Raw genomic sequence first — 22,882 nt, 5'->3', positions numbered from 1 at the left:
CGTTGAGTGGAGTCTGGCAGATGAAACGGATCCTGATTGTGGGTGGTGTCGCGGGTGGTGCATCGGCGGCGGCCCGCGCCCGCCGGTTGAGTGAAGAAGCAGAGATAGTGATGTTCGAGCGGGGCGAGTTCGTCAGCTTTGCCAACTGTGGTCTGCCCTATCACATCGGGGGGGATATCCCCAATCGGGATGCCTTGCTGCTGCAGACGCCCTTGAGCTTCAAGCGCCGTTTCAACGTCGATGTGCGGGTCTTCCACGACGTGATCGAGATAGACAAGGCGGGCAAGACTCTGCTGGTACGCAACCTGCAAACCGGTGACGAGCAGCGCGAGCCCTACGATGTGCTGTTGCTGAGCCCGGGTGCGGCACCGATCCGCCCTCCTTTCCCCGGTATCGACAGCCCCCACGTTTATACCCTGCGCAACATCCCGGACATGGATCGCATTCTGGGGGCCCTGCACCACGACAATCCACGCCATGTCACCGTGGTGGGCGGGGGATTTATCGGGCTGGAGATGATGGAAGCGCTGCATCAGCGCAAGCTGGATGTCACCCTGCTGGAGCTGGCCGATCAGGTGATGGCGCCGGTGGACAAGGAGATGGCCAACATGCTTCATGCCCGCATCCGCGAAGAGGGGATCGATCTGCGTCTGCGCACCGGTCTATCAGCCATCGAGAGTCTGGATCTGCCCGCCGAGAAGACGGCAGCCGTGCCCACCGCCAACAGCGGTGGCCTGCGCCTGACCCTCAATGACGGCACCCATCTCGACACCGGTATGCTGATCCTCGCCATTGGCGTCAAGCCCGAAACCCTGCTCGCCGCCAAGGCGGGGCTGGAATTGGGGCCGCGCGGCGGCATCAAGGTCGATGCCGGCATGCGTACCTCGGATCCTTTCATCTTTGCGGTGGGGGATGCGGTGGAGGAGACCGATTTCGTCACCGGCGAATCTGTGCTGATCCCGCTGGCGGGTCCTGCCAACCGGCAGGGACGCATCGCCGCCGACAACATGCTGGGCCGTGCGGAAACCTACAAGAAGACCCAGGGCACCGCCATCTGCAAGCTGTTCGATCTGGCGGTGGCGAGCACCGGTCTGAACGAGAAGCGACTGGTGCAACTGGGTCTGCCGTTCGAGAAGGTTTATGTCCACCCGGGCAGCCACGCCGGTTACTACCCCGGTGCCCACCCGGTCAGCCTCAAGCTGCTGTTTGCTCCCGATGGCAAGATTTATGGCGCCCAGGCCATCGGCAAGGATGGGGTCGACAAGCGCATCGACGTACTGGCGGTGGCCCAGCGGGCCGGTCTCTCCGTGTTTGATCTGCAGGATCTGGAGCTCACCTATGCGCCGCCGTTCGGCTCGGCCAAGGATGTGATCAACATGGCGGGCTTCGTGGCGAGCAATCACCTCAAGGGGGACACCATCCTTTGCCACGCTGCCGAGGTGCAGGCTCGCCACCCCCATCAGCTGGTGGTGGATGTGCGCAACGGCCCCGAGCTCGACAAGCTGGGACGCATTCCGGGGGCGTTGCACATCCCCCTCGACGAGCTGCGCAGCCGTCTTCACGAGCTGCCCAGGGACAAGGAGCTGCTCATCAGCTGTCAGGTGGGCTTGCGCGGCCACGTGGCCTGCCGCCTGCTGAGCCAGCACGGCTTTCGGGTGAAGAACCTCTCCGGCGGCTTCAAGACCTGGCAGATGGCCTCTGCCGAGTAGGTGGCATGACCCGGATCATTGATCGCGCATAAAAAGGGCCACTCGATGGAGTGGCCCCTGTCTTGCCGTAAGCTGTGCCCGGTCAGGGGGCGCGGTCATTGAGCTGCTTGCGAATATGGTGCTGCAGGACCGCCAGCATGGAGGCGCCGGAGAGGCCTATCATCAGGGCGCCGTTGACTGCTTCCAGCGGCCCGAGCATCTTCCACTGCGGGCTCATGACGATGTCGCCATAGCCCAGGGTGGCGAAGTTGACCCCGGAGTGATAGATGGCCTCCTGCAAGGTGTCGAACTCGCCGAGCCACAGGAAGAGCCCTCCCCAGACGCCGATCTGGGCCAGGTTGCCCAGCATCACCAGAGTGATGGTGCCAAAAAGGGCCAGCATGCCGGCCAGGATACCCTCGCGTTGATTGAACCGCTTGATGTAGAAGCGGATGCACCAGACGGCAACCAGGGATTGCAACAGCATGTTGACCAGGATCACCGGGATGCCGACCATCAAAATGAGAAACATGTCAGTCTCCTAACTTCGCTTCTGCCAGTGGTCGGCCGACCGGCCGCCACTGCTCGAGCAGCAAGATACACAGCCAGCCATAGCCGGCTACCAACAGATAGAGGCCGCAACGCATGGCGGCCGCCAGCCACACATCCTTGCCGGTGGCGCTGTCCTCTATGGCCGGGCCAAACAGGATAAGCGCCGTGATCCAGGCATTGCTCCAGAATGACGGCGGGAAGCGCCCCGCCACCAGTCGCACCAGACGCCGTGCCAGCCAGAGAGTCATCAGGGTCAGCATCAGCACCAGCATCAGCAGCGAGGGCCAGAGGCTGAGTCCCATCCAGAGGGCGAACGCCAGCAGGGCGCCCGCCAGGGTCGAAAGCACCAGCTCCTGGCCCGCCTGTTTGGCGTTGAGGGAGGTGCTCTGCTGGGCCAGCGTCACCGTCTTCATTACCGCCGGAATGTAGAACGCCGGATTGCCGAGGGCCAACAGCCACACCGGCATCACGATGGCGACGGCGCGCAGCGCCAGCCGCTCGGGGTGTTCGGGGGGCGGCGGTGCCGCTCTGGCGGCCGCACCGGCCACCGGCTGAGGGGGGAAGAGTGCATGCGCCATGCGGTTGACCAGGGTGCCTATCAGGATCCCCACACCCATCATCTGGGCGATGGCAATGGCAAGGGACTGCTCGATGAGACCGGCCACCGGGATCACCGTGATGGCCATGATGAGCAACATGGCGGCGGCCCCCTTGCCGGCCATCGCCTGCTGCATCAGCAGGTAGAGCAGCAAGCCGACAAGCAGCACGGCCGCCAGGGCATAGTGGGTCAGCAGCGGAACCAGCAGCACCCCGGAGGCCATGATCCCCAGTAGCAGGATCCCCCCCGCCAGCCCCTTCTTCAGGCCGAGCGGCTCACCGGGTCGGCACAGCACCACCCAGGCCATGATGACGCCGAGATGGGGCATCGGTAGGGCCAATCCGTAACAGATCCCCGTGGCGAGTCCGATGCCCGTGCCAATGCGCAGTACAGCCCTGTCGGCGTTATGCATGTGGCGCCTCAATAGAGGAAGGAGAAGAGGCTCATCAGCCGGATATAGAGTGCCCCCAGGAGGTGCATCACCCCGCTCTCGCCGGTGTAGACCAGCACATCGACCTGGCCACCGACCCGCAGCGCCTCGACCGGCGGAAAGTCGTCACCCTGGAAGGCAATCTTGACCGGGAAACGCTGGGCCTGGCGCAGCCAGTCCCGGTTGTTGTCGACCGTGGGCAGGGCTCCGGCTGGCTGGCTCTTGCCGTCGCCCACCCCGTAGCCGACGCTGCGAACCTCGCCCTTGAACAGGCGTCCGGGCAGGCTGTCGAGCAGGATGGCGACCTTGTCCCCCGGCCGAATGTTGCCGAGGTTGTTCTCCGTCAGATCGGCCGATATCCAGACGTCGTGGATGGCGATCAGGGTCATGGCCGGTGCGCCGGCCCCGATGAACTGGCCTGCATCTGTGCTCAAGTCGGTGATGAGCCCCCGACCCGGCGCAACCACGTGGGTGTTCTGGCGATCCAGCTCTGCCTTGTGTACCGCCGAGCGAGCGCTGAGCAGCTGGGAGTTGTCATCGCCGCTCGCCCCGGCGGCCTCGATGGCGCGGCGGACGTCGGCTTCGGCTGCCGCCACCTGGCTCTTTGCGGTCTCGCGGCTGGCCTGGGCGACCTCGAGGCGACGCACCGAGATGGCGCCCGGATCCTCCCGATAGAGTCGCTCCTGGCGTTCGGCGTCCTTGGCCGCGTTGTCATAGGCGGCACGCATGGCCATCAGGGCCGCCTCGGCCGCCTTGACCCCTTCGGTGTTCGCCTTGACGCCGCTCAAGACCGTCTGGTAGTCGGATCTGGCCTTGGCCAGGGCGATGTCATAGGGCTCGGGGTCGATCTCGAACAGGGGGGAGCCTGCGTCCACGTCCTGATTGTCGTGGACATAGACCCGTTTGATCTGGCCGGACACCTCGGCGGCGACGGGGACCACGAAGGCCTGCACCCGGGCCTGGGAGCTGTATGGGGTCAGCCGGTCCGCCAGCAGATACCAGATGAGCAGGAGGAGGATTGCAGCCAGCAGCCCTAGGGTGGCGCGGCGGCTGGCCTGGCCGGGAGATGCAGTGCTGTCAGTCATGGGAGCTTGCCTTCTGTGTCATGGGGGAGTGGGTTGCGTCGAGTAGGGGAGCCCAGTCGGCGCGCGTGCGCAGCTGGGCCTCCACCTCCGGGGTTACCAGGGGGCGTTCACGCCCCTGTTCCCAACCGCCACCCAGAGCCTTGTAGAGCGTGATGAGATCGCGCATCCGGGCGCCACGGCTGTTGACCAGGCGCTCCTGCTGGTTGAACAGGGCGCGCTGGGAGTCGAGCACCCGCTGGAAGTCCGCCATCCCCTCGCGATACTGGGTGTTGGCTATCTCGAGGGAGCGACGGGCGGCCTCGCCGGTTTGGGTCAGCAGGGCGATCTCGTCCTGGCCGTTGGCGTAGGCCACGGCCGCGTCATCCACCTCGCGGGCCGCCTTGAACACGCTGTCACGATAGCGCTCGTGCAGTTGCTGGAAGCGGGCGTCCTGCACCAGGATCTGGTTGCCGAGCCGTCCCTGATCGAGCAGGTTCCAGCTGAGCGAGGGACCTACGGCCCAGGAGAAGGTGCCGCTCTCCCCATTGGTGGCGTTGACGCCCAGGGTGCCAAGCAGGGTGATGGATGGGTAGAGCTCGCTCTCGGCCACCCCTATCAGGGCCGACTGGGCGGCCAGTTGCCGCTCCGCGACCCGCACATCGGGGCGTCGGCGCAGCAGATCGGCCGGCATCTCGGTGACCAGAGCCAGTTCGCCCTGGGGAATCTTGCCGGTGTTGGTGCCCATCTCGGGCAGGGGGCCAGGAGGTCTGGCAATCAGGGTCGAGAGGGCATTCTGGCTCTGGCGCAGGCTGGTCTCGAGTTGCGGAATGCCGGACAGGGTGCCGAGGTACTGGGTCTTGGCCTGCTGCACGTCCAGCTCGGCGCTGTTGCCGCTCTTGAACAGCCGTTCGGTGATCTCCAGGCTGCGCTGCTGGAGGCGGGCATTCTCCCGGGCTATGTAGAGGCGAGCCTCCACGGTGCGGATGCTCACATAGAGCTGGGCCACCTGGGCGGCCATCAGCACCTGGATGTCATCATACTGGGCCAGGGTGGCGAAGTAGTTGGCATCCGCCGCTTCGATGCCGCGTTCGAACTTGCCCCAGAAGTCGAGCTCCCAGCCGAGGTTGAACCCGGCGCCATAGCTGCTGCCGGCGCTGCTGTGGCCGCCCCGGGTCTGTCCGGCTTGCAGGAACTCGCCCGTGCCCACAGTGGCCTGGGGGCCGAGCAGGCTCTCGGCGATGCCGAGCTGGGCCTGGGCCTCGAGGATCCGCAAGCCGGCTATCCTGACGTCCGGATTCTTTCGCAGCGCTTCCTCGACCAGGGCACTCAGCACGGGATCGTTGAGCCGGTTCCACCATTGGCGATAGTCGGCGGTTGCGATCGCCTGCTGACCCTCGCTGGCGCTGTGCCAGCTGGCCATCTCCTCGACTCTGGGAGCCTGATAGTCGGGGCCTAGCACTGTGCAGGCACTCAATAACAGGCATGCGCCCCCCGTGAACAGGGGGCGCATGGTGTGACGTTGGACGGCCATGGGGTTATTTATCCGCAGAAGCCAGACCTTCGTTGACCCAGGCCATGAAGATGCGATAGCCGATGGAGAGCAGGGTGGCGCCGATGAACATGCCGAGGATGCCACTGGCCGCCATGCCGCCAAGGGCGCCCAGCAGCACCACCGGCATGGGGGCATCGACACCGCGACCCAGCAGCAGCGGTTTGAGGACGTTGTCGGCCATGCCTGCGACGATCAGCAGGACGCTGTAGATGATGTTCACCGCAGTGCCGTGATCACCCGTGCTCCACATGTAGGCGATGGCGGGAGCCGTCACCAGGATCACGGGCACCTGGGCGATGCCGAGGATCAGCGCCAGGACGAAGAAGATGCCGACGGCCGGGATCCCTGCCAGCATCATGACGATGCCCGCCAGCAGCGCCTGGATGAAGGCGACCCCGATGACCCCTTGAGCGACGGCACGTATGGTGCTGGTGCACAGCTTGGTCAGCGCCAGACCCTTGCGTTCATCCGTGATGCGCATGGCGATGCGATCGGCGCTCGCAGCACCCGGTGCGCCCCAGGCCATCATGATGCCGGCCACGATGAAGGAGAAGACGAAGCCGAGCAGGCCACCCCCCATGCTGGCCAGGATGCCGACGACCTTCTTGGCCAGATCCCCGAGCTGTGGCTTGTAGCTGACGATGAGGCTGGGCAGATCCGCCGAGGCCTTCAGCCAGACGGCATGGAGCTTGGCGCCCACCAGCGGGATCTCGGCGATGTCGGCGGAGGGCGCCGGGATCACCAGGGTGTTGTTGTTCACCTTGTCGACCAGGGAGCTGACGCTGTCACCCAGGGAGCTGACCATGACGACGGTAGGGGCCACGATGAGCAGCACCCCCAGCAAGACCAGCAGGGTAGAGGCCTTGCCCTGTTTCCCGCCCAGGCGCGCGGCAAAGCGCTGGTGGAGGGGATAGAGGGTGACGGCCAGGATCAGGGCCCACAACATCATGTTCATGAAGGGGGAGAACACGGTGAAGCAGAAAGAGCCCAGTGCCAGGATAAGGCCAAACTTGATGAACATATCCAGGAATCTGGCAACCAACCTTTTTTCGACTATGGACAGATCATTATTTTCCATTCTGGTATGACTCCGACGGGGGATGAGCACACAACCATGCTGGCCCAACATAGGTGTCGGGCCAGCAAGCAGGGGTTGTGCAGTAATAAATAACACTGAGTTCAGCGTGTGGGGGTCACTCTGACCTTGCCTGCATTTAATTTATGGCACAGGAATTCAATGTTTAAAAAGTTTTTAACTGGTTGATATTAGGTTGATTGATGCAACCTCTTCAGAGGGGCCAGAGAATAAAGAGTCCCCAGGTGCCGCACAAGCGAACAGTTGTTCCCAGTTTGGCTTGGGTTCAGAAAACGGGGAAAGTTTGCCTATATAAAATAGCCGTCTAAAAAAGGCTTCGAATGAGAAATATTATTTTCTACCTATGAATGGCTATTTTAGCGACCAGTATCGGCACATGGTGAATGAGCAGTGGAAAGCACTGAGCTTTGTGTTAATGGGGGCGACGTTTTATCCTGTTGGCTCCTGCGCTGCGCTGGCGGCGACTCAACCCGGGATCAAACCTATGCGTCTCCTCAAGCCCTCTCCTGTGTCTCGCGTCCCTTGTTTAGTGGCCTCGTTATTGGCGGGCTTGGGGGCTCTGCTGCTGGCAGGCTGCGGCCCGGACACCCCGGCGCCCTCATCCTCCCCAACCGAGGCGCAGCAGGAGGCCGGGGCACCGACCTCAGTGGTGCAGGCCAATGCCCGCCAATATCGGGATGCCCCGGCGCTGGCACTGGTCTTCTCCGGCCCCCTGGTGCCCAAGGCGAACTGGCAGAGTTGGCTGGCGGTCAGTGAAGGGGGCAAGCAGGTGCAGGGGGAGTGGATCCTCGCCGAAGATGGCCGCACCCTCTATTTTCCGAACGTTCAGCCCAACAAGCGTTATGAGGTGACCCTCACAGCTGGCCTGGGTCCAGCCCCCCAGGACTGGACTCTCCAGACCCGGCCGCTTGAGGCGGGGGCCTCCTTTACCGCCAGCGGCATGGTATTGCCCCTGCGCGAGGAGCTGCGCCTGCCCATCAGCGCGGTCAACGTGGACGAGGTCAACATCGACTTCTTCCGGATCGATGCCGACTATCTGCCGCGCTTCCTGGCCGAGTATCGCCCCGGCGCCGGCATGGGCAACTGGGATCTGGAGCAGGTCACCCAGCGTGCCAAGCGGGTGTTCAGCGGTCGTTATGCCCTGGCGCTCGATGCCAACCGGCGCGAGACCCGCCTCATCAATGTGAAGGAGCCGCAACTGGCCGAGGCCGGGGTCTATTTCGCGGTGATGTCTCCGCTTGGCAACTACGACTGGCGCAAGGAGACCACCTATTTCGCGGTGAGCGACATGGGGCTCAGTGCCCGCCGCTACCGGGATCGACTGGAGGTGTTCGTCAGTTCCCTGGCAACCGCCGCCCCCCTCAAGGAGGTGCAACTCTCCCTGCTCGACGAGAAGGGCAACCGGCTGCAGGTGCAGCAGACAGATCCGCGCGGTCACCGGCGTTTCGAGCAGGTGCAGGGGGCCCGGCTGCTGCTGGCCGAGCAGGGCAAGCACTTGGCGGTGCTGCGCCTCGATGGCGCGGCCCTCGATCTCTCCACCTTCGATCTGGGCACCCAGCCCTGGCAGGCACAGCAGCTTTATTTGTTCAGTGGGCGGGATCTCTACCGCCCCGGCGAGCGCCTCGACAGCGAGATCCTGCTCAAGGGGCAGGATGGCCAGCTGTTGCCCGGCATGGCGGTGGAGCTGGAGGTGAAACAGCCGGACGGTCAGTTGCTGGAGCAGAAACGGCTGCTACCTGACCCCCTGGGCGCCGCCCACTACGGCCTGCGCCTGCCCCAGGATGCGCCCCTGGGACGCTGGACCATCACCCTCAAGACATCGGCAGGCAGCCGCTTCGAGTGGCCCTTCCTGGTGGAGGAGTTCCTGCCCGAGCGGCTGAAACTGCAGCTCGGAAAGGGACCGGATGGGGAATTGCAGAGCCCGGAAGCGGCCCTCACCCTGCCGCTGCAGGGGGACTACCTCTATGGTGCCCCGGCGAGCAGTACCAAGGCGAAGGCGGAGGTGAAGATAAGCCGCGCCACCATGCCTTTCACCCAGTGGCAGGAGTTTACCTTAGGGGACGTGCTGCTCGCCGAGCAGGCCAAGGATCTCGAGCCCCGGAGTCTCACCCTCAATGAGCAGGGGCAGGGGACCTTCTCCCTGGTGGATGAGCTGGATGGCGTGCGTGCCCTCGGGCCGCTGGAGGTGGCCTACCGTGTCTCTCTCTCCGAGCCCGGTGGCCGAGCCGTCAATCGCAGCCGCACCCAGTACGGCTGGCCCGCCGGCAGCCAGTGGCCCGCCCTCAGGGCCGATTTCGTGGCGGAGCGGGCAGAGGGGGGCAAACCGCTACCCTTCCAGATCCTCAACCTCGACGACAAGGGCCAGCCGGTGGCGGGGGCGGTGAAGGTGCGCCTGGTCAACGAGTACCGCGACTACTACTGGCACTACGCCGACGGCGAGGGGTGGAAGTACGAGTTCAACAGTCAGCCCTATCTGGAGCAGGAGCAGACCCTGCAGCTGGATGGCAAGGGGCCGACTGCCCTCAGCCTGCCCCTTGCGGCCGGCTGGTATCGCCTCGAGGTGGAGAACAGCCAGGGCCATCAATCCAGTCTGCGGCTGGAGATCGGCAGCTACGCCTGGGGCGGCGGTGGCGAGCAGGCGCGGCCCGACAAGATTGCCATCACCCTCGACAAACGTGCCTATCAGGCCGGAGACAAGGCCAAGGTGACCCTGGTGGCACCGCGTCCGGGCAAGGGGTTGCTGCTGGTGGAAGATGGCGACGGCCTGCGCTGGTGGCAGCGCATCGAGCTAAACGCCGAAGGCACAGGGCAAGGGGAAGGGCGGGGCGAGTTCGAGATCCCCATCAGCCCCGAGTGGCAACGTCATGATCTTCATATCTCGGCCCAGATCGCCGTCCCTGACAGCGAGTCGAGACCGGCGAGCAGCAAGGGCATTCAAAGCCTGCGCTCGGTCGGCCTGGTGCCGCTGACGCTGGACAGAGAGGCTCGCCGCCTGCCGCTCACCCTGAGCGCGCCTGATAAAGCCGTGCCGCTCACCCGGCTCGAAGTGACCGCTACCTCCACCCCCAACAGTCAGGGGCGGGTGGTGCTGGCGGCGGTGGACAGGGGCGTGCTCAATATCAGTGACTACAAGCCCCTCGACCCGTTCGAGATCTTCTTTGGTCGCAAGCGCTTCGCACAAGACTTGTTCGACAACTACGGTCAGGTGATCCCGCCCCAGGACGGCAAGCTGGCTCGCCTCAACTACGGCGGCGATGCCCCGGCCCTGAAGAAGGGGGGCGCACTGGAGAGCCGGGTCGAGGTCGCTGCGCTCTGGAGTGGCGAGGTGAGTTTCGATGAGCACGGCAAGGCGCTGATCCCGCTCGATCTGCCCAACTTCAACGGCGAGCTGGCGCTGATGGCGCTGGCCTGGAACGAGCAGCAGGTGGGCCAGGCCGAGCGCGCCGTCAAGGTAGTTGCGCCCCTGGTGGCCGAGATAGGCTGGCCGCGTTTTGGCGCTCGCGGGGATCAGACCCGTGCCCTGGTGCAGCTGCGCAACATGAGCGGTGAGGATCAGAATCTTTCGCTTGAATGGACCCTGAGCGGCGGCCTGCAGGCGCGGGGTGAGCTGCCCGGCACCCTTTCCCTGAAAAACGGCGAGGAGCAGTGGCTGACCCTGCCGCTCACCGTGACTGGTACAAACGGCGTTGCAAGCATGCAACTGGCGGCCAGCGGCAAGGGCTTTGCGATAAGCCGTGACTGGTCGCTGCCGCTGCGCTCCCCCTGGCCTGCCGAGACTCGCCAGCGCTACCAGATGCTGGCCCCCGGCCAGCAGATGAGCTTTGCGCCGGGCGAGCTGGCGGGGCTGGATAGCACCAACCTGCAGGGGCTGCTCAGCCTCTCAGGCACGCCCCCCTGGGATCCTGCCGCCCAGTGGCAGGCGCTGGCCGACTACCCCTATGCCTGCCTGGAGCAGACCCTCTCCCGCGCCTGGCCCTACCTGCTGACCACGGCGGATGAGCGTGCCGCCTGGGCCAAACCTGCAGAGGGGAGCAAACCGGTGAGCGAGGCGGATCTGCAGCGCGCCCTGCTGCAACGCTTGCAGCGGTTGCAACTGCCGAGCGGCGGTTTTGGCCTCTGGGATGGGCGCTCCGACGAGGAGCAGTGGCTCACCGCCTATGCCGCCGACTACCTGCTGGCCCGCAAGGAGGCGGGTGATGCCGTGCCGGAGGCCATGCTCAATCAGGCCATCAACCGGCTGCAGAGCTATCTCACCGACAGCCAGTACGGTGAGCGCTGGAGCAGTGCCCCCGAACACAGCCGCCTGGCCTATCAGGCCTACAGTGCCTATGTGCTGGCACGGGTGGGCAAGGCGCCGCTCTCCACCTTGCGCCTCATCTGGGAGCAACAGGCGGATCACGCCCGCTCCGGTTTGCCGCTGCTCCACCTCTCGCTGGCCCTCTCGGCCATGGGGGATGAGCAGAACGCCGCCAAGGCCCTTGCCCGGGCGCTAGCGACCGAGCGCGGTGAGGACTATCTGGGGGATTACGGCTCTCCCCTGCGCGACCAGACCGTCGAGCTATCCCTGCTTCGTCAGTACAAGCTGGCCGAGGAGCGCTGGTCAGCGCTGAGCGCCAAGGTGGCCGATACCCTGGCTCACCGTCAGTGGCTCAGCACCCAGGAGCGCCTCGCCCTGCTGGGACTCGCCCGCTTTGACCCCGCCGCCGACTGGCAGGCCAGGTTGGTATCGGCCGATGGCGAGCGCCCCTTTGCCGGCGAGGCCAGCGTGCAGCTCGGCGCCCCGGAGGCGCTGACAGCCAGCGCCGTTACCAATGAGGGCAAGGGCTCGCTTTATGTGCAGCGCACTTTGATCGGCTACCCCGAGCAGGCACCCGTGCGCGTCAGCCAGGGGATGAGTGTTACCCGCAGCTGGTTCAACGGCGACGGTCAGCAGCTTGATCCTGCCAAGGTGAAGGTCGGCGATCTGGTGGTGGTGCGGCTCAATGTGAGTAGCGAATCGGCGGTGCCCGATGCCCTGCTGGTGGAGATGGTGCCAGCCGGTTTCGAGCTGGAGAACCCGGCCCTTGGCAACAGCATCAAGCTGGAAGAGCTTTCGATTGAGGGGAAACCGGCGTGGCAAAGCGAGTGGAACGACTACCTCAAGCATCAGGAGTTTCGTGACGATCGCTACACGGCGGCACTGGATCTGAGTGCGGGGGGCAACCAGCAGCTGGTCTATCTGATGCGAGCGGTGACGCCGGGCCGTTATCAGGTGCCGCCGACCCAGGTGGAGGATATGTATCGGCCTGAACTGCGGGCCCTGGGGGAGGATATTCACGAGGTGAGCATCTCTGAGTAATCTTTCCTCCCTCGAGTGGCTTCGCCCGCTCACCCGCTGGCGGCGCGGCTGGTTGCGGCTTTGTCACTGTGGCCGCGTCTGCCGTGCCTGGCTTGGCCGTTTGCCACCCTGGCTGCGCTGCTCGGGGATGGGGGCAATCGCCCTTATCCTGTTGCTGCTGGCGCTGGATCGCATTTTCCCGCCGCCGCCGCTTGATCCCGCCTACGCGCGGGTAGTGCTCGACATCAAGGGGAGGCCGCTGCGCGCCTTTGCCGACACCAGCGGCGTGTGGCGCTACCCCGTGGCCCTGGAGCAGGTATCCCCCCGCTATATAGAAGCGTTGCTGGGCTACGAGGATCGCCATTTCTGGCGCCATCCCGGGGTCAACCCTGTGGCCATGGTGCGCGGGGTCTGGCAGTGGCTGCGTTACGGGCGCGCCGTCTCGGGGGGTTCGACCCTCACCATGCAGGTGGCGCGCCTCATCGAACCCTACCACAGGAGCGTGCTCGGCAAGCTGCGCCAGATGGCGCGGGCGCTGCAACTGGAGTGGCATTACGACAAGCGCACCCTGCTCACCGTCTACCTCAACCGAGCCCCCTTTGGCGGCAATCTGGAGGGGGTGCAGGCGGCGAGTTTCGCCTATCTGGGCAAGAGCGCGGCCAAGCTGACCCACGCCGAGGCGGCGCTGCTGGCAGTGCTGCCCCAGGCCCCCAGCCGTTACCGGCCGGACAGGCATCCCGAGCGAGCCCGCGCCGCCCGCGACAAGGTGATGCAGCGGCTGGTGGCGCAGGGAGTCTGGCCCGAGGTGGTGTGGCAGGAGGGGCGTATCGAGCCTGTGCTGGCCCGCGGTCACTTCACGCCGATGGAGGCGCCGCTCTTTGCCCGCCTCGCCGCCGACCATCAGGCGGGTGCCCTGGTGCACACCACCATAGACGGGGATCTGCAGCGCTGGCTGGAGGCGCGGGTGGCAAGCTATATCCGCCGCTTCCCCGAGCAGACCTCAGCCGCCTTGCTCCTGGTGGACAACAGCACCATGGCGGTGCGCGCCTATGTGGGCAGCGCCGAGTATGGCAATCTGCGCCGCCACGGCTACCTCGACATGGTGCAGGCGATCCGCTCCCCCGGCTCCACCCTCAAGCCTTTCATTTATGGCCTGGCCCTGGACGAGGGGCTGGTGCACTCGGCCTCCCTGCTCTCCGATGCCCCGAGGCTGGGCTCGGACTATAGACCCGCCAATTTTACCGGCGCCTTTCAGGGGCCTGTGACCCTCACCCAGGCGCTGCAGCAATCCCTCAACGTGCCGGCGGTGCAGGTGCTGGAGGCGCTCGGGGCCGACAAGCTGGTCAGCCGCCTCGACAACGCCGGGGTGCGGCTGGCGCTCTCGGACAAGCCCAACCCGGCCATTGCGCTGGGGGCGGCAGGCATTCGGCTGGAGCAGCTGGTGGCGCTCTACAGCTCCCTCACCCGGCAGGGACAGGTGGCGATGCCGGTCTGGCTGGCGGGGCAGCAGGCGGTGCCCCGCCCCTTGCTGAGCCCGGGGGCCGCCTGGATCATCTGGCAGATATTGAGTGCCCAGGGGCGGGCGGATCAGCCCTTCGCCAGTGAGGCGACCGGCCGGGTCAACCGGCTCGCCTGGAAGACGGGCACCAGCTACGGCTATCGGGACAGCTGGGCCATGGGGGTCTCCGGCCGCTGGACCATAGGCGTCTGGCTGGGACGCCCCGACGGTACCCCCTTGCCGGGCTTTTATGGCCAGAGCGCGGCTGTGCCGCTGCTGCTCTCGGTCTACTCCCGGCTCTCGGACAACAGCCCCTTGCCGGCGCAACCCAACACGGTGAGCGAGGCCGAGATCTGCTGGCCGCTGGGGCGCAAGGCAAGCGCGACCCTGCCGCAGACTTGTCTGCAGCGCCAGAGTGCCTGGCTGCTGGATGAGCGGGATCCGCCGACCCTGCCTGATCCCATGGACTGGCCCTCACCCCTGCGGCAAGTGGCATTGACCTCTGAGGGCAAGCCGACCCTGGCGCGCTGCCCGGATGCGGCCCAGTCCGTCCTTCGGGCGCTCTGGCCGCTCTCCCTGGAGCCTTGGCGGGGGCCCGGCGAACGCCGTCAGGCACTGCTCGCCAGCCACTGTGCGGGGGAGGGGCGAAGCGCCGACTTGCAAGCGCCCATTCGCATCCTGGCCCTGGGGGAGGGCAACCTCATCCGCAGTCAGCGCTACCGCCTGCAACCCAGGGTGTTGGGGGGCGTGGGCAAGCCGCACTGGTTTCTCAACGGCCAGCGGCTGCGCTGGGACGGGGATCAGGTGCTGAGCAAGGCGGGGCGCTACCAGCTGGTGGTGGTGGACGAGGCGGGCAACAGCGATCGCATCGAGTTTCGGCTGGAGAACCCCTCCTGAGAGAGGCGGGTCAGGGGAGCACCCGTTCGGGGCGACAATATCTTGACGGCAGCCCCTGTGCTGGATCAGGGTTTGACCTGACCCAGCCGGGTGAAGAAGTGCTGACTCTTGCGCTGGTGAAAGTGGCTCTTCTTGATGGGATGGAAGACAAGGTGGCTGTCGGGATGACTCTCCTTGAGCCTGTGGATCATCGCCATGGCGGGCAATGAGCTACTGACAAGGGTGGTGAGTGGCAGGCTGCGGGTCTCCGGGCCCAGCAGCTGGTTGAGCCCCTGCTGCGCCTGCTCGAAGCGGGCCAGTACGGCAGGGTCGGCGTAGCCGCTGCCCAGCATGGCGAGCAGGGCATCCAGAGCCTGGTGGAAGGCCGCCAGCTGCTGGCGAAAACCGCTGCGTCCTCGCAGGGCAATCAGCTCATCGAAGGAGATCTCGGCGAGGTGAGTGGGCACTTGCAGCGGGATCTCGAGGTGGAAGCAATCCTGGCCGCCCCGGTTGTGGTAGCGGGATTCCAGCAGGTGAAGCAGCCTGTCCAGATAGTCGTGATCCGTAATGAGGGCCCCCTCATTGGCGAGCGCCCACTCACGGGCGAGGCGCATGGAGAGCAGGTTGGCAAAGCGCCGCGCCATTCTGATCCCCCCCTCGTCCTGGGTTGCAAAGCCGTGGCTCAGGCAAAAACCGTGCAGCCGCTCCAGACCCGGCTGGGCGGGGCAGAAGCAGTTGTGGTTGGTGATCGAACGCCAGCGTGCGATTAGCTCCTTGTTGCCAAACACCTTGTGGCGGACGAAGTCGGGGGCGATAAGGCCGGTAATCTGATTTTCGATTTGGGGGGTGATGCCGGCAAAGAAGGCCGGTGCTGGCCGCTCGGCCAGCAGATCGCTCTGCTGGCGCAGGGTATCGAGCAGGGCGGTGAGGCCGCTCTTCTCGCTGACGGTGAAGACGAAGGCGAGCCGCTCCAGATAGACAAGAGCAAACTTGAGCCAGAGTTCATCCCGTACTTCCATGCCGGGGTAGTAGATATAGGTCTTCATCGGATCGTCAGTGTTCAAGCCGGTGGCCAAGGCGCAGGCTCGGGAATATACGCAAGATTGCCGTCTTGCGGCAAATATTGTGTGGGAAAATCTGCCGTCACCTGGCCAGTAGGCGCTGGCGCCAAACTTCTGATATAATTCGCGCCCTTAAATCAAGGCCACCCGAGTCAACACCATGAAGTTCATTATCAAGCTGTTCCCCGAAATCACCATCAAGAGCAAGTCAGTGCGTCAGCGTTTCACCAAGATGCTGCAGGGCAACATCCGTAACGTGTTGCGCCGCTTTGACGAAGACGCCCGCGTGCGGATGGACTGGGACAAGCTGGTAGTGAGCTCCCGCAACGATCAGTTCCATGCCCAGTATCTCGAGACCCTGGCCTGTATTCCGGGCATCCAGTATTTCCTCGAAGTGAAACTGAGCAACTTTACCGATCTGCACGACATCTTCGAGCAGACCCGCGCCGTCTGGGGCGATCGCCTGAAAGGCAAGACCTTCTGCGTGCGCGCCCGTCGCGTCGGCAAGCACGACTTCAGCTCCCTGGAGCTGGAGCGCTATGTGGGCGGTGGCCTCAACCAGCACTGTGAAACCGCCGGTGTGCGCCTGAAGAAGCCGGATATCCAGGTCAACCTGGAAGTGGAAAACGACGAGCTCTACATCATCAGTGCCGTCCACCACGGCATGGGTGGCTTCCCCATGGCGACCCAGGAGGACGTGCTGAGCCTGCTCTCCGGCGGCTTCGACTCCGGTGTGGCCTCCTACCAGTTCATCAAGCGCGGCTGCCGCGTGCACTACTGCTTCTTCAATCTGGGGGGCGCCGCCCACGAGATCGGGGTCAAGCAGGTCGCCTATTACCTGTGGAACAAGTTCGGTGCCTCCCACAAGGTGCGTTTCACCGCCATCGACTTTGAGCCTGTGGTGGCCGAGATCCTAGAGAAGATCGACAACGGCCAGATGGGGGTGGTGCTCAAGCGGATGATGATGCGTGCCGCCGGCCAGGTAGCGGAAACCTTCCAGATCCCGGCCCTGGTGACCGGCGAGTGCGTGGGCCAGGTCTCCAGCCAGACCCTGACCAACCTGAACGTCATCGATCGGGTGACCGACAAGGTGATCCTGCGTCCCCTCATCACCTGGGACAAGCCAGACATCATCAGCGAAGCCCGCCGCATCGGCACCCTGGAGTTCGCCGAGACCATGCCGGAGTATTGCGGCGTCATCTCCAAGAAGCCGACCGTAAAGGCCGAGCTCTCCCGCATCGAGGCGGAAGAGGCCAACTTCGACTTCGCCATCCTGGACAAGGTGGTGAGCGAAGCCCGCTACCTCGACATTCGTCGCATCGGCGAAGAGACAGCCGCCCAGGTGCAGGAGGTGGAGACCACCCAGGTGCTGGCCGCCAACGAAGTCATCCTGGACATCCGCTCCAGTGATGAGCGCGACGAGAAGCCGCTGGTGGTGGAAGGGCGCGACGTCCTGCACATCCCCTTCTTCAAGCTGGCGACCGCCTTTGGCGATCTGCCCAAGGAGCAGACCTACCTGCTCTATTGCGATCGTGGCGTGATGAGCAAGCTGCAGGCGCTCTATCTGAAGGAGCAGGGCTTTGACAACGTCAAGGTGTACCGCCCCTGATAGCTGTGTGCATGCGCCCATAAAAAAATCCGGCCAAGGTGCCGGATTTTTTTATTTCACATCTTCGGTGATGATCAGGGGCAGGGGACGGGGGTAAAGGTCTCCTGACCCTGGCAGCGCCAGCCCATCTCGGCCTGACGCATCTGCCACAGGTTGTTGCTGCGAAACAGGGTCAGGATGTAGAGCATGTCGCTCTTCTGGCCATCGAGGGCCACCGAGAGCACCAGATCGTTGTCCAGCTGCTGGGCATGGATGCGGGTGGGCACGTCTTCATGACCCACGAAGCGGCGAGCCACTTCGCGATAGTCGTTGACCCAACCCTGCTGACTGCTGCTCGCCTGACGGATCTGCTGGTTGAACTGCTGCACCGGGGTGGATGCCAGGCGCCCGAACAGGGCCTGTGCCCCCGCATGAGCCGCTGCCACCATCATCAGAATCAGCGTGGTAATGAGCCCAAGTTTTTGCATGAGGTAATCCGGCTTGAAACGACCACTCTATGACAACAGAAAAGCGGGCTTGGTTCAATCTTGCCCCTGCAAGGGTGGGATCTCGCCCACTCAGACTCGCTTCAGTTGCGCTGCAACGAGAAGGTCGGCAGGGAGAGGTGCCAGTAGATGGCGGCAACCCGCAGGCCAAAAACGGCCGTCATGCAGATGAGCATGGCGGTGACCCTGTCCATGTTGACCTCCAGCGCCAGGGTATAGAGGATGCCCCCCAGGATGCAGGCGGTGGCATAGATCTCCTTTTGCAGCACCATGGGCACTTCCCGGGCCAGCACGTCCCGGATCATGCCGCCCGCGACCCCCGTCATGGTGCCCATGAGCACTGCAATCAGCCCAGAGGTGCCGAAGTTGAGTGCCTTCTGGGCGCCAATCACGGTGAAGAGCGCCAGCCCGAAGGCATCGGCCACCGGCAGCACATACCAGGGCATGCGGCGGGGCAACTTGACCATCCACATGCCGATGAGCGCCGTGGCGATGACGACCCAGATGTAGAGGGGGTCGCGTACCCAGAATACCGGGGTGGCGCCCAGGATCATGTCACGGATGGTGCCACCGCCGATGGCGGTCACCGCCGCCAGCACCATGACGCCGAAGCCGTCCATTCTGAGGCGCCCTGCCACCAATACCCCCGAAAACGCGAATACCGCAGTACCAAACATGTCGCTGATGTAAACAATCTGCTCAACCAGTGTCTGCATGGAGAACAACTCACGTCCAATAAATGATGGGGCGGCGATTTTAGGGGCAAGGGGCGTGCGTGAGCAATGCCGGCATGCAAAAGTGGGAGCCAGAGCCGGTTTCTGGGGACTGAAGAGGGCGGGTGACTAGCAGCACAGACCCAGCGGTTGCGGGATCTGGCCACCAATCTGCGGGTTGGTTGGGATGCAGTGGCAAAAATTCTGATTTTTTTCTCAAGGCTGGGAAATAGAGGCCGATATATAGGTTAGGCGGCGATTACTGCCAAGAAGGCAGAAAAAAGAAATTAAAGTCTTACCAAACAGCGCCGTTAACTAAACATATCAGGCACAAAACAAAATAAAGCCTGAGTGAATTAAAGATAAAATTTAATAGCTTAGGAGAAAAATTATGAGTCTGTATATCAATACCAACGTTTCATCGCTCAACGCTCAGCGTAACATGATGAACAGCACCAAATCTCTGGATACCTCCTACACTCGTCTGGCCTCCGGCCTGCGCATCAACAGCGCCAAGGACGATGCGGCGGGTCTGCAGATTTCCAATCGTCTGACCTCCCAGGTCAACGGTCTGGATCAAGGTAACCGCAACGCCAACGACGGTATCTCCTTGGCGCAGACCGCAGAAGGCGCCATGGACGAAGTGACCGGCATGTTGCAGCGGATGCGTACCCTGGCCCAGCAGTCGGCCAACGGCTCCAACTCAGACAAGGATCGCGATGCCCTGCAAAAAGAGGTGGATCAGCTGGGTGCCGAGATCAATCGTATCTCCACCGCCACTACCTTCGCAGGCACCAAGCTGCTGGATGGCTCTTTTGGCGGTACCTTCCAGGTGGGGGCTGATGCCAACCAGACCATCAGCTTCAGCTTGAGTCAGGCAGATGGTTTCAGCATCTCCGGGATTGCGGCAGCAGCGGGAACTACGATTAGTGTCTTAAATGCAGCTAGCGCTGTGACAACAGTTGCTTTAACAAATATTTTCGGTAGTGGCAGCGCTGGTGGGATCAGCATTAGCACTCAAAGTAAGGCTCAACAGGTCTTAGCAGCAGCAGATGCCATGTTGAGTGTGGTAGATAGCAAGCGTGCAGAGCTGGGGGCAGTACAGAACCGACTGGATTCCACCATCCGCAACCAGTCCAATATCTCGGAAAACGTCTCTGCTGCGCGCTCCCGTATCCGTGATGCGGACTTCGCCACCGAAACCGCCAACATGACCAAGCAGAACATCCTGCAGCAGGCCGCCTCCAGCATTCTGGCCCAGGCCAACCAGCGCCCACAATCAGCGCTCTCCCTGCTGCAAGGCTAATACGCTCAGAGTGAGAAAAAGAAAAGGGCGGTTGTTCAGGCCGCCCTGGTAAACAAGATGGAACAATGGGGTGTTCGGATTTACGCCTTGTTCTATCGAAAGAGAAGTTCTCTTATTGGTATACCCCTCGAGTGTTGCGCAGATCGTTCACTCTGTCATCATCGAGGTTGTTCTCCTGAGCGTAAGCTCTTCTTTGGCCGACATTGTCGGCCTTTTTTATGGGCGCCGAAAAAATGGCGACACCAAAACTAAAGCACAAACCGTGCCAGTTAATATCTTCCGTGGACTGATGCCGAGCCTCATGGCGACATGGCCGGGCTTCCCGATCCGTTCTTGTGATATCCAAACTCGGACAGCATTAGGGTCGTGCATAAATTGCTTAAAGCTTCTGGCGAGATGGCCGTTACAGAAGGTGAAGCAAATCGAGGGGTGTTCGGAAATCCAACATTTGCGCAACTGCGGGTCCGATGTCCGTTCAAACAGAGGGCCCGCCAGGTGAGACAGAACCGTTCAATCTGTCCATCTGAACGGTGGGATCCTGACCGTGTATTGGCACCGGCAGGGCCCGCAGTTTCTTGTTCATCAGGAGAAATTTTTTATGGCCATGTTTATCAATACCAACACTTCATCATTGAACGCCCAGCGTAACTTGATGAACACCACCAAGTCGTTGGATACCTCTTACACCCGTCTGGCTTCCGGCCTGCGCATCAACAGCGCCAAGGACGATGCGGCGGGTCTGCAGATCTCCAACCGTCTGACCTCCCAGATCAACGGTCTGGATCAGGGCAACCGCAACGCCAACGATGGCATCTCCTTGGCACAGACAGCCGAAGGGGCCATGGACGAAGTAACAGGTATGCTGCAGCGCATGCGCACTCTGGCGCAGCAATCTGCAAACGGTTCAAACTCTGCCAAAGATCGTCAAGCTTTGCAGAAAGAAGTGGATCAGTTGGGCGCAGAGATCAACCGCATCTCCAAGGACACCACCTTCGCTGGCACCAAGCTGCTGGATGGCAACTACAGCGGCAGCTTCCAAGTCGGAGCGGATGCTAACCAAGTCATAGGTTTCAGTTTGAGCCAGGCTGGTGGTTTTAGTATTTCGGGGATCTCCGCGGCGGTTACCGCAACAATCACAATAGGGCCTGCTGGTTCTGTCACAACAACAGTCGATAGTATTTTTGCTGCAGGTTCTAGTATTGACATCAGCTCAGCTTCAGCTGCTCAGGCTGTACTAGCCGCGGCAGATTCAATGTTAGGTATCGTGGATGGTAAGCGTGCCGAATTGGGGGCGGTGCAGAACCGCCTTGATTCCACCATCCGCAACCAGGCAAATATCTCGGAAAACGTGAGTGCTGCCCGTTCCCGTATCCGCGATGCGGACTTCGCGACCGAGACTGCCAACATGACCAAACAGAACATCCTGCAACAGGCAGCATCGAGTATTTTGGCCCAGGCCAACCAGCGTCCGCAGTCTGCCCTGTCACTGCTGGGCTAATCAGCAAAAAGAACAGGGCGGTTGTTCAGGCCGCCCTGGTAAGAAAGATGGAACAACGGGGTGTTCGGATTTACGCCTTGTCCTATCGAAAGAGAGATTATCTTGTTGGTGTATCTCCTCGAGTGCGAGCAGTCGTTCACTCTGCCACTCTCGAGGCTGTTCTCCTGAGCATAAACGCTTCAATGGCCGACAATTGTCGGCCTTTTTATTGGCGCCAGAAAAGTGGCGACGAAAAGTTCCAAGCATAAATCATGCCAGTTGGTGTCTATGGGCGGAGATCAATATGCAGAGGCGCCGTTTGCTCTGGACGGGATCGGCCAGCAGCCTGATTAACAGCCATCAGCTTATGGGCGGAAGGCATTTGCCTCTTTGTTGATGAGAGCGGCAATAAATCTCCTAAAGCTTCTGATGGGACTGCCGCTACAAAGGATGAAGCAAATTGTGGGGTGTTCGGAAATCCAGCATTTGCGCAACTGCGGGTCCTATGTCCGTTCAAACAGGGGACCCGCCAGATGGTACAGACCGTTCAATCTGTCCGTCTGAACGGTGGGACCCTGGCTGCATAGATGCAAACAGAGCCCGCAGTTTCTTGTTCATCAGGAGAAATCTTTTATGGCCATGTTTATCAATACCAACACTTCATCATTGAACGCCCAGCGTAACTTGATGAACACCAGCAAGTCGTTGGATACCTCTTACACTCGTCTGGCCTCCGGCCTGCGCATCAACAGCGCCAAGGACGATGCGGCCGGTCTGCAGATCTCCAACCGTCTGACCTCTCAGGTCAACGGCCTGGATCAGGGCAACCGCAACGCCAACGACGGCATCTCCCTGGCGCAGACCGCAGAAGGGGCCATGGACGAAGTGACCGGCATGCTGCAGCGCATGCGTACCCTGGCCCAGCAATCTGCGAACGGTTCCAACTCAGACAAGGATCGCGAAGCCCTGCAGAAGGAAGTGGATCAGCTTGGGTCTGAAATCAACCGTATCTCTACCGATACCACCTTCGCTGGTACCAAGCTTTTAGACGGTACTTACACCGGTTCTTTCCAAGTGGGGGCTGACGCCAACCAGACTATCGGTTTCAGTTTGAATCAGTCTGCCGGTTTCAGTATCTCTGGTATTGCAGCGGCAGCGGGAACTACGATTAGCGTTTTGAATGCAGCCAGTGCTGTGACAACTGTTGCTATAACAAATATTTTCGGTAGTGGCAGTGCTGGTGGGATCAGTATTAGTACTCAAAGTAAAGCTCAACAGGTGTTAGCTGCAGCAGATGCCATGTTGGGTGTGGTTGATAGCAAGCGTGCCGAACTGGGTGCGGTGCAAAACCGTCTGGATTCGACCATTCGCAACCAGGCCAATATCTCCGAGAACGTCAGCGCCGCGCGCTCCCGTATCCGTGATGCGGACTTTGCGACCGAAACCGCCAACATGACCAAGCAGAACATTCTGCAGCAGGCCGCGTCCAGCATCCTGGCCCAGGCCAACCAGCGTCCGCAGTCGGCTCTGTCGCTGCTGGGTTAAGTCGGTTCAACAGTC

The 22,882-nt window shown here is 62.5% G+C and carries 15 protein-coding genes; 7 read left to right on the top strand and 8 right to left on the bottom strand.

What is annotated here, in order from left to right:
* Positions 1–20: 20 nt before the first annotated feature.
* A complete protein-coding gene (locus tag PG898_RS03905; RefSeq protein ID WP_171269092.1) occupies positions 21–1,709 on the top strand; it encodes an FAD-dependent oxidoreductase in 1,689 nt (562 codons plus the stop codon).
* An 82-nt stretch (positions 1,710–1,791) separates the two neighbouring features.
* Here the strand turns inward: PG898_RS03905 and PG898_RS03900 are convergent, their stop codons facing one another.
* From PG898_RS03900 to PG898_RS03880, 5 genes are read right to left on the bottom strand one after another with little or no spacing between them, the layout of a single operon-like run.
* Positions 1,792–2,220: an ion channel gene (locus tag PG898_RS03900; RefSeq protein WP_171269091.1), complete on the bottom strand. Its 429-nt coding sequence runs from the start codon at positions 2,218–2,220 to the stop codon at positions 1,792–1,794.
* Between the two features lies 1 nt (position 2,221).
* Positions 2,222–3,250 carry a DUF2955 domain-containing protein gene (locus tag PG898_RS03895; protein ID WP_171269090.1) on the bottom strand — a complete coding sequence of 343 codons (1,029 nt, stop codon included), beginning with the start codon at positions 3,248–3,250 and terminating at the stop codon, positions 2,222–2,224.
* A gap of 8 nt (positions 3,251–3,258) precedes the next feature.
* A complete protein-coding gene (locus PG898_RS03890; RefSeq protein WP_171269089.1) occupies positions 3,259–4,353 on the bottom strand; it encodes an HlyD family secretion protein in 1,095 nt (364 codons plus the stop codon).
* Entirely contained in the window at positions 4,346–5,863 is a 1,518-nt protein-coding gene (locus tag PG898_RS03885; RefSeq protein WP_171269088.1) for an efflux transporter outer membrane subunit, read from the bottom strand. Before PG898_RS03885 ends, PG898_RS03890 begins: the two co-directional genes overlap by 8 nt.
* 4 nt (positions 5,864–5,867) lie before the next feature.
* Entirely contained in the window at positions 5,868–6,905 is a 1,038-nt protein-coding gene (locus PG898_RS03880; protein WP_253264855.1) for an AI-2E family transporter, read from the bottom strand.
* 559 nt (positions 6,906–7,464) lie between these two features.
* Here PG898_RS03880 and PG898_RS03875 point away from each other — a divergent pair.
* The gene (locus PG898_RS03875) at positions 7,465–12,318 is read left to right on the top strand and encodes an alpha-2-macroglobulin family protein (RefSeq protein WP_253264854.1); all 4,854 of its coding nucleotides are present in this window, start codon (positions 7,465–7,467) and stop codon (positions 12,316–12,318) included.
* 127 nt (positions 12,319–12,445) lie between these two features.
* Positions 12,446–14,692: a penicillin-binding protein 1C gene (pbpC, locus tag PG898_RS03870; RefSeq protein ID WP_253264914.1), complete on the top strand. Its 2,247-nt coding sequence runs from the start codon at positions 12,446–12,448 to the stop codon at positions 14,690–14,692.
* Between the two features lie 65 nt (positions 14,693–14,757).
* Here pbpC and PG898_RS03865 read toward each other — a convergent pair whose 3' ends face one another.
* Positions 14,758–15,717: a hypothetical protein gene (locus tag PG898_RS03865; RefSeq protein ID WP_171269085.1), complete on the bottom strand. Its 960-nt coding sequence runs from the start codon at positions 15,715–15,717 to the stop codon at positions 14,758–14,760.
* A gap of 175 nt (positions 15,718–15,892) precedes the next feature.
* On the opposite strand from PG898_RS03865, the gene thiI reads away from it, so the two are divergent.
* Positions 15,893–17,341, top strand: a complete 1,449-nt coding sequence (gene thiI / locus PG898_RS03860) for a tRNA uracil 4-sulfurtransferase ThiI (RefSeq protein WP_171269070.1) — start codon at positions 15,893–15,895, stop codon at positions 17,339–17,341.
* Positions 17,342–17,415: 74 nt separating this feature from the next.
* Here the strand turns inward: thiI and PG898_RS03855 are convergent, their stop codons facing one another.
* Positions 17,416–17,808, bottom strand: coding sequence for a hypothetical protein (locus PG898_RS03855; RefSeq protein ID WP_005326432.1), 393 nt, complete (start codon positions 17,806–17,808; stop codon positions 17,416–17,418).
* Positions 17,809–17,909: 101 nt separating this feature from the next.
* Positions 17,910–18,542, bottom strand: a complete 633-nt coding sequence (locus PG898_RS03850) for a trimeric intracellular cation channel family protein (RefSeq protein ID WP_025326511.1) — start codon at positions 18,540–18,542, stop codon at positions 17,910–17,912.
* Positions 18,543–18,930: 388 nt separating this feature from the next.
* Between PG898_RS03850 and PG898_RS03845 the strand changes: the two genes are divergently transcribed.
* The 3 genes from PG898_RS03845 to PG898_RS03835 all read left to right on the top strand — a co-directional run bounded on the left by PG898_RS03845 (position 18,931) and on the right by PG898_RS03835 (position 22,867).
* Complete coding sequence (locus PG898_RS03845; protein ID WP_111912387.1) at positions 18,931–19,845, top strand: flagellin N-terminal helical domain-containing protein; 915 nt, start codon at positions 18,931–18,933, stop codon at positions 19,843–19,845.
* A 598-nt stretch (positions 19,846–20,443) separates the two neighbouring features.
* Positions 20,444–21,343 (top strand): flagellin N-terminal helical domain-containing protein, encoded by a 900-nt coding sequence (locus tag PG898_RS03840; protein WP_111912389.1) that lies wholly within the window; start codon positions 20,444–20,446, stop codon positions 21,341–21,343.
* 612 nt (positions 21,344–21,955) lie between these two features.
* Positions 21,956–22,867, top strand: coding sequence for a flagellin N-terminal helical domain-containing protein (locus tag PG898_RS03835; RefSeq protein WP_111912391.1), 912 nt, complete (start codon positions 21,956–21,958; stop codon positions 22,865–22,867).
* Positions 22,868–22,882: the final 15 nt, after the last annotated feature.

This window comes from Aeromonas sp. QDB31 (assembly GCF_027707605.1).
GTDB classification, from domain to species: Bacteria; Pseudomonadota; Gammaproteobacteria; order Enterobacterales; family Aeromonadaceae; genus Aeromonas; species Aeromonas media.
The sequence above is the reverse complement of the archived record's forward strand: the minus strand, read 5'-3'. Positions and strand labels throughout refer to the sequence as shown.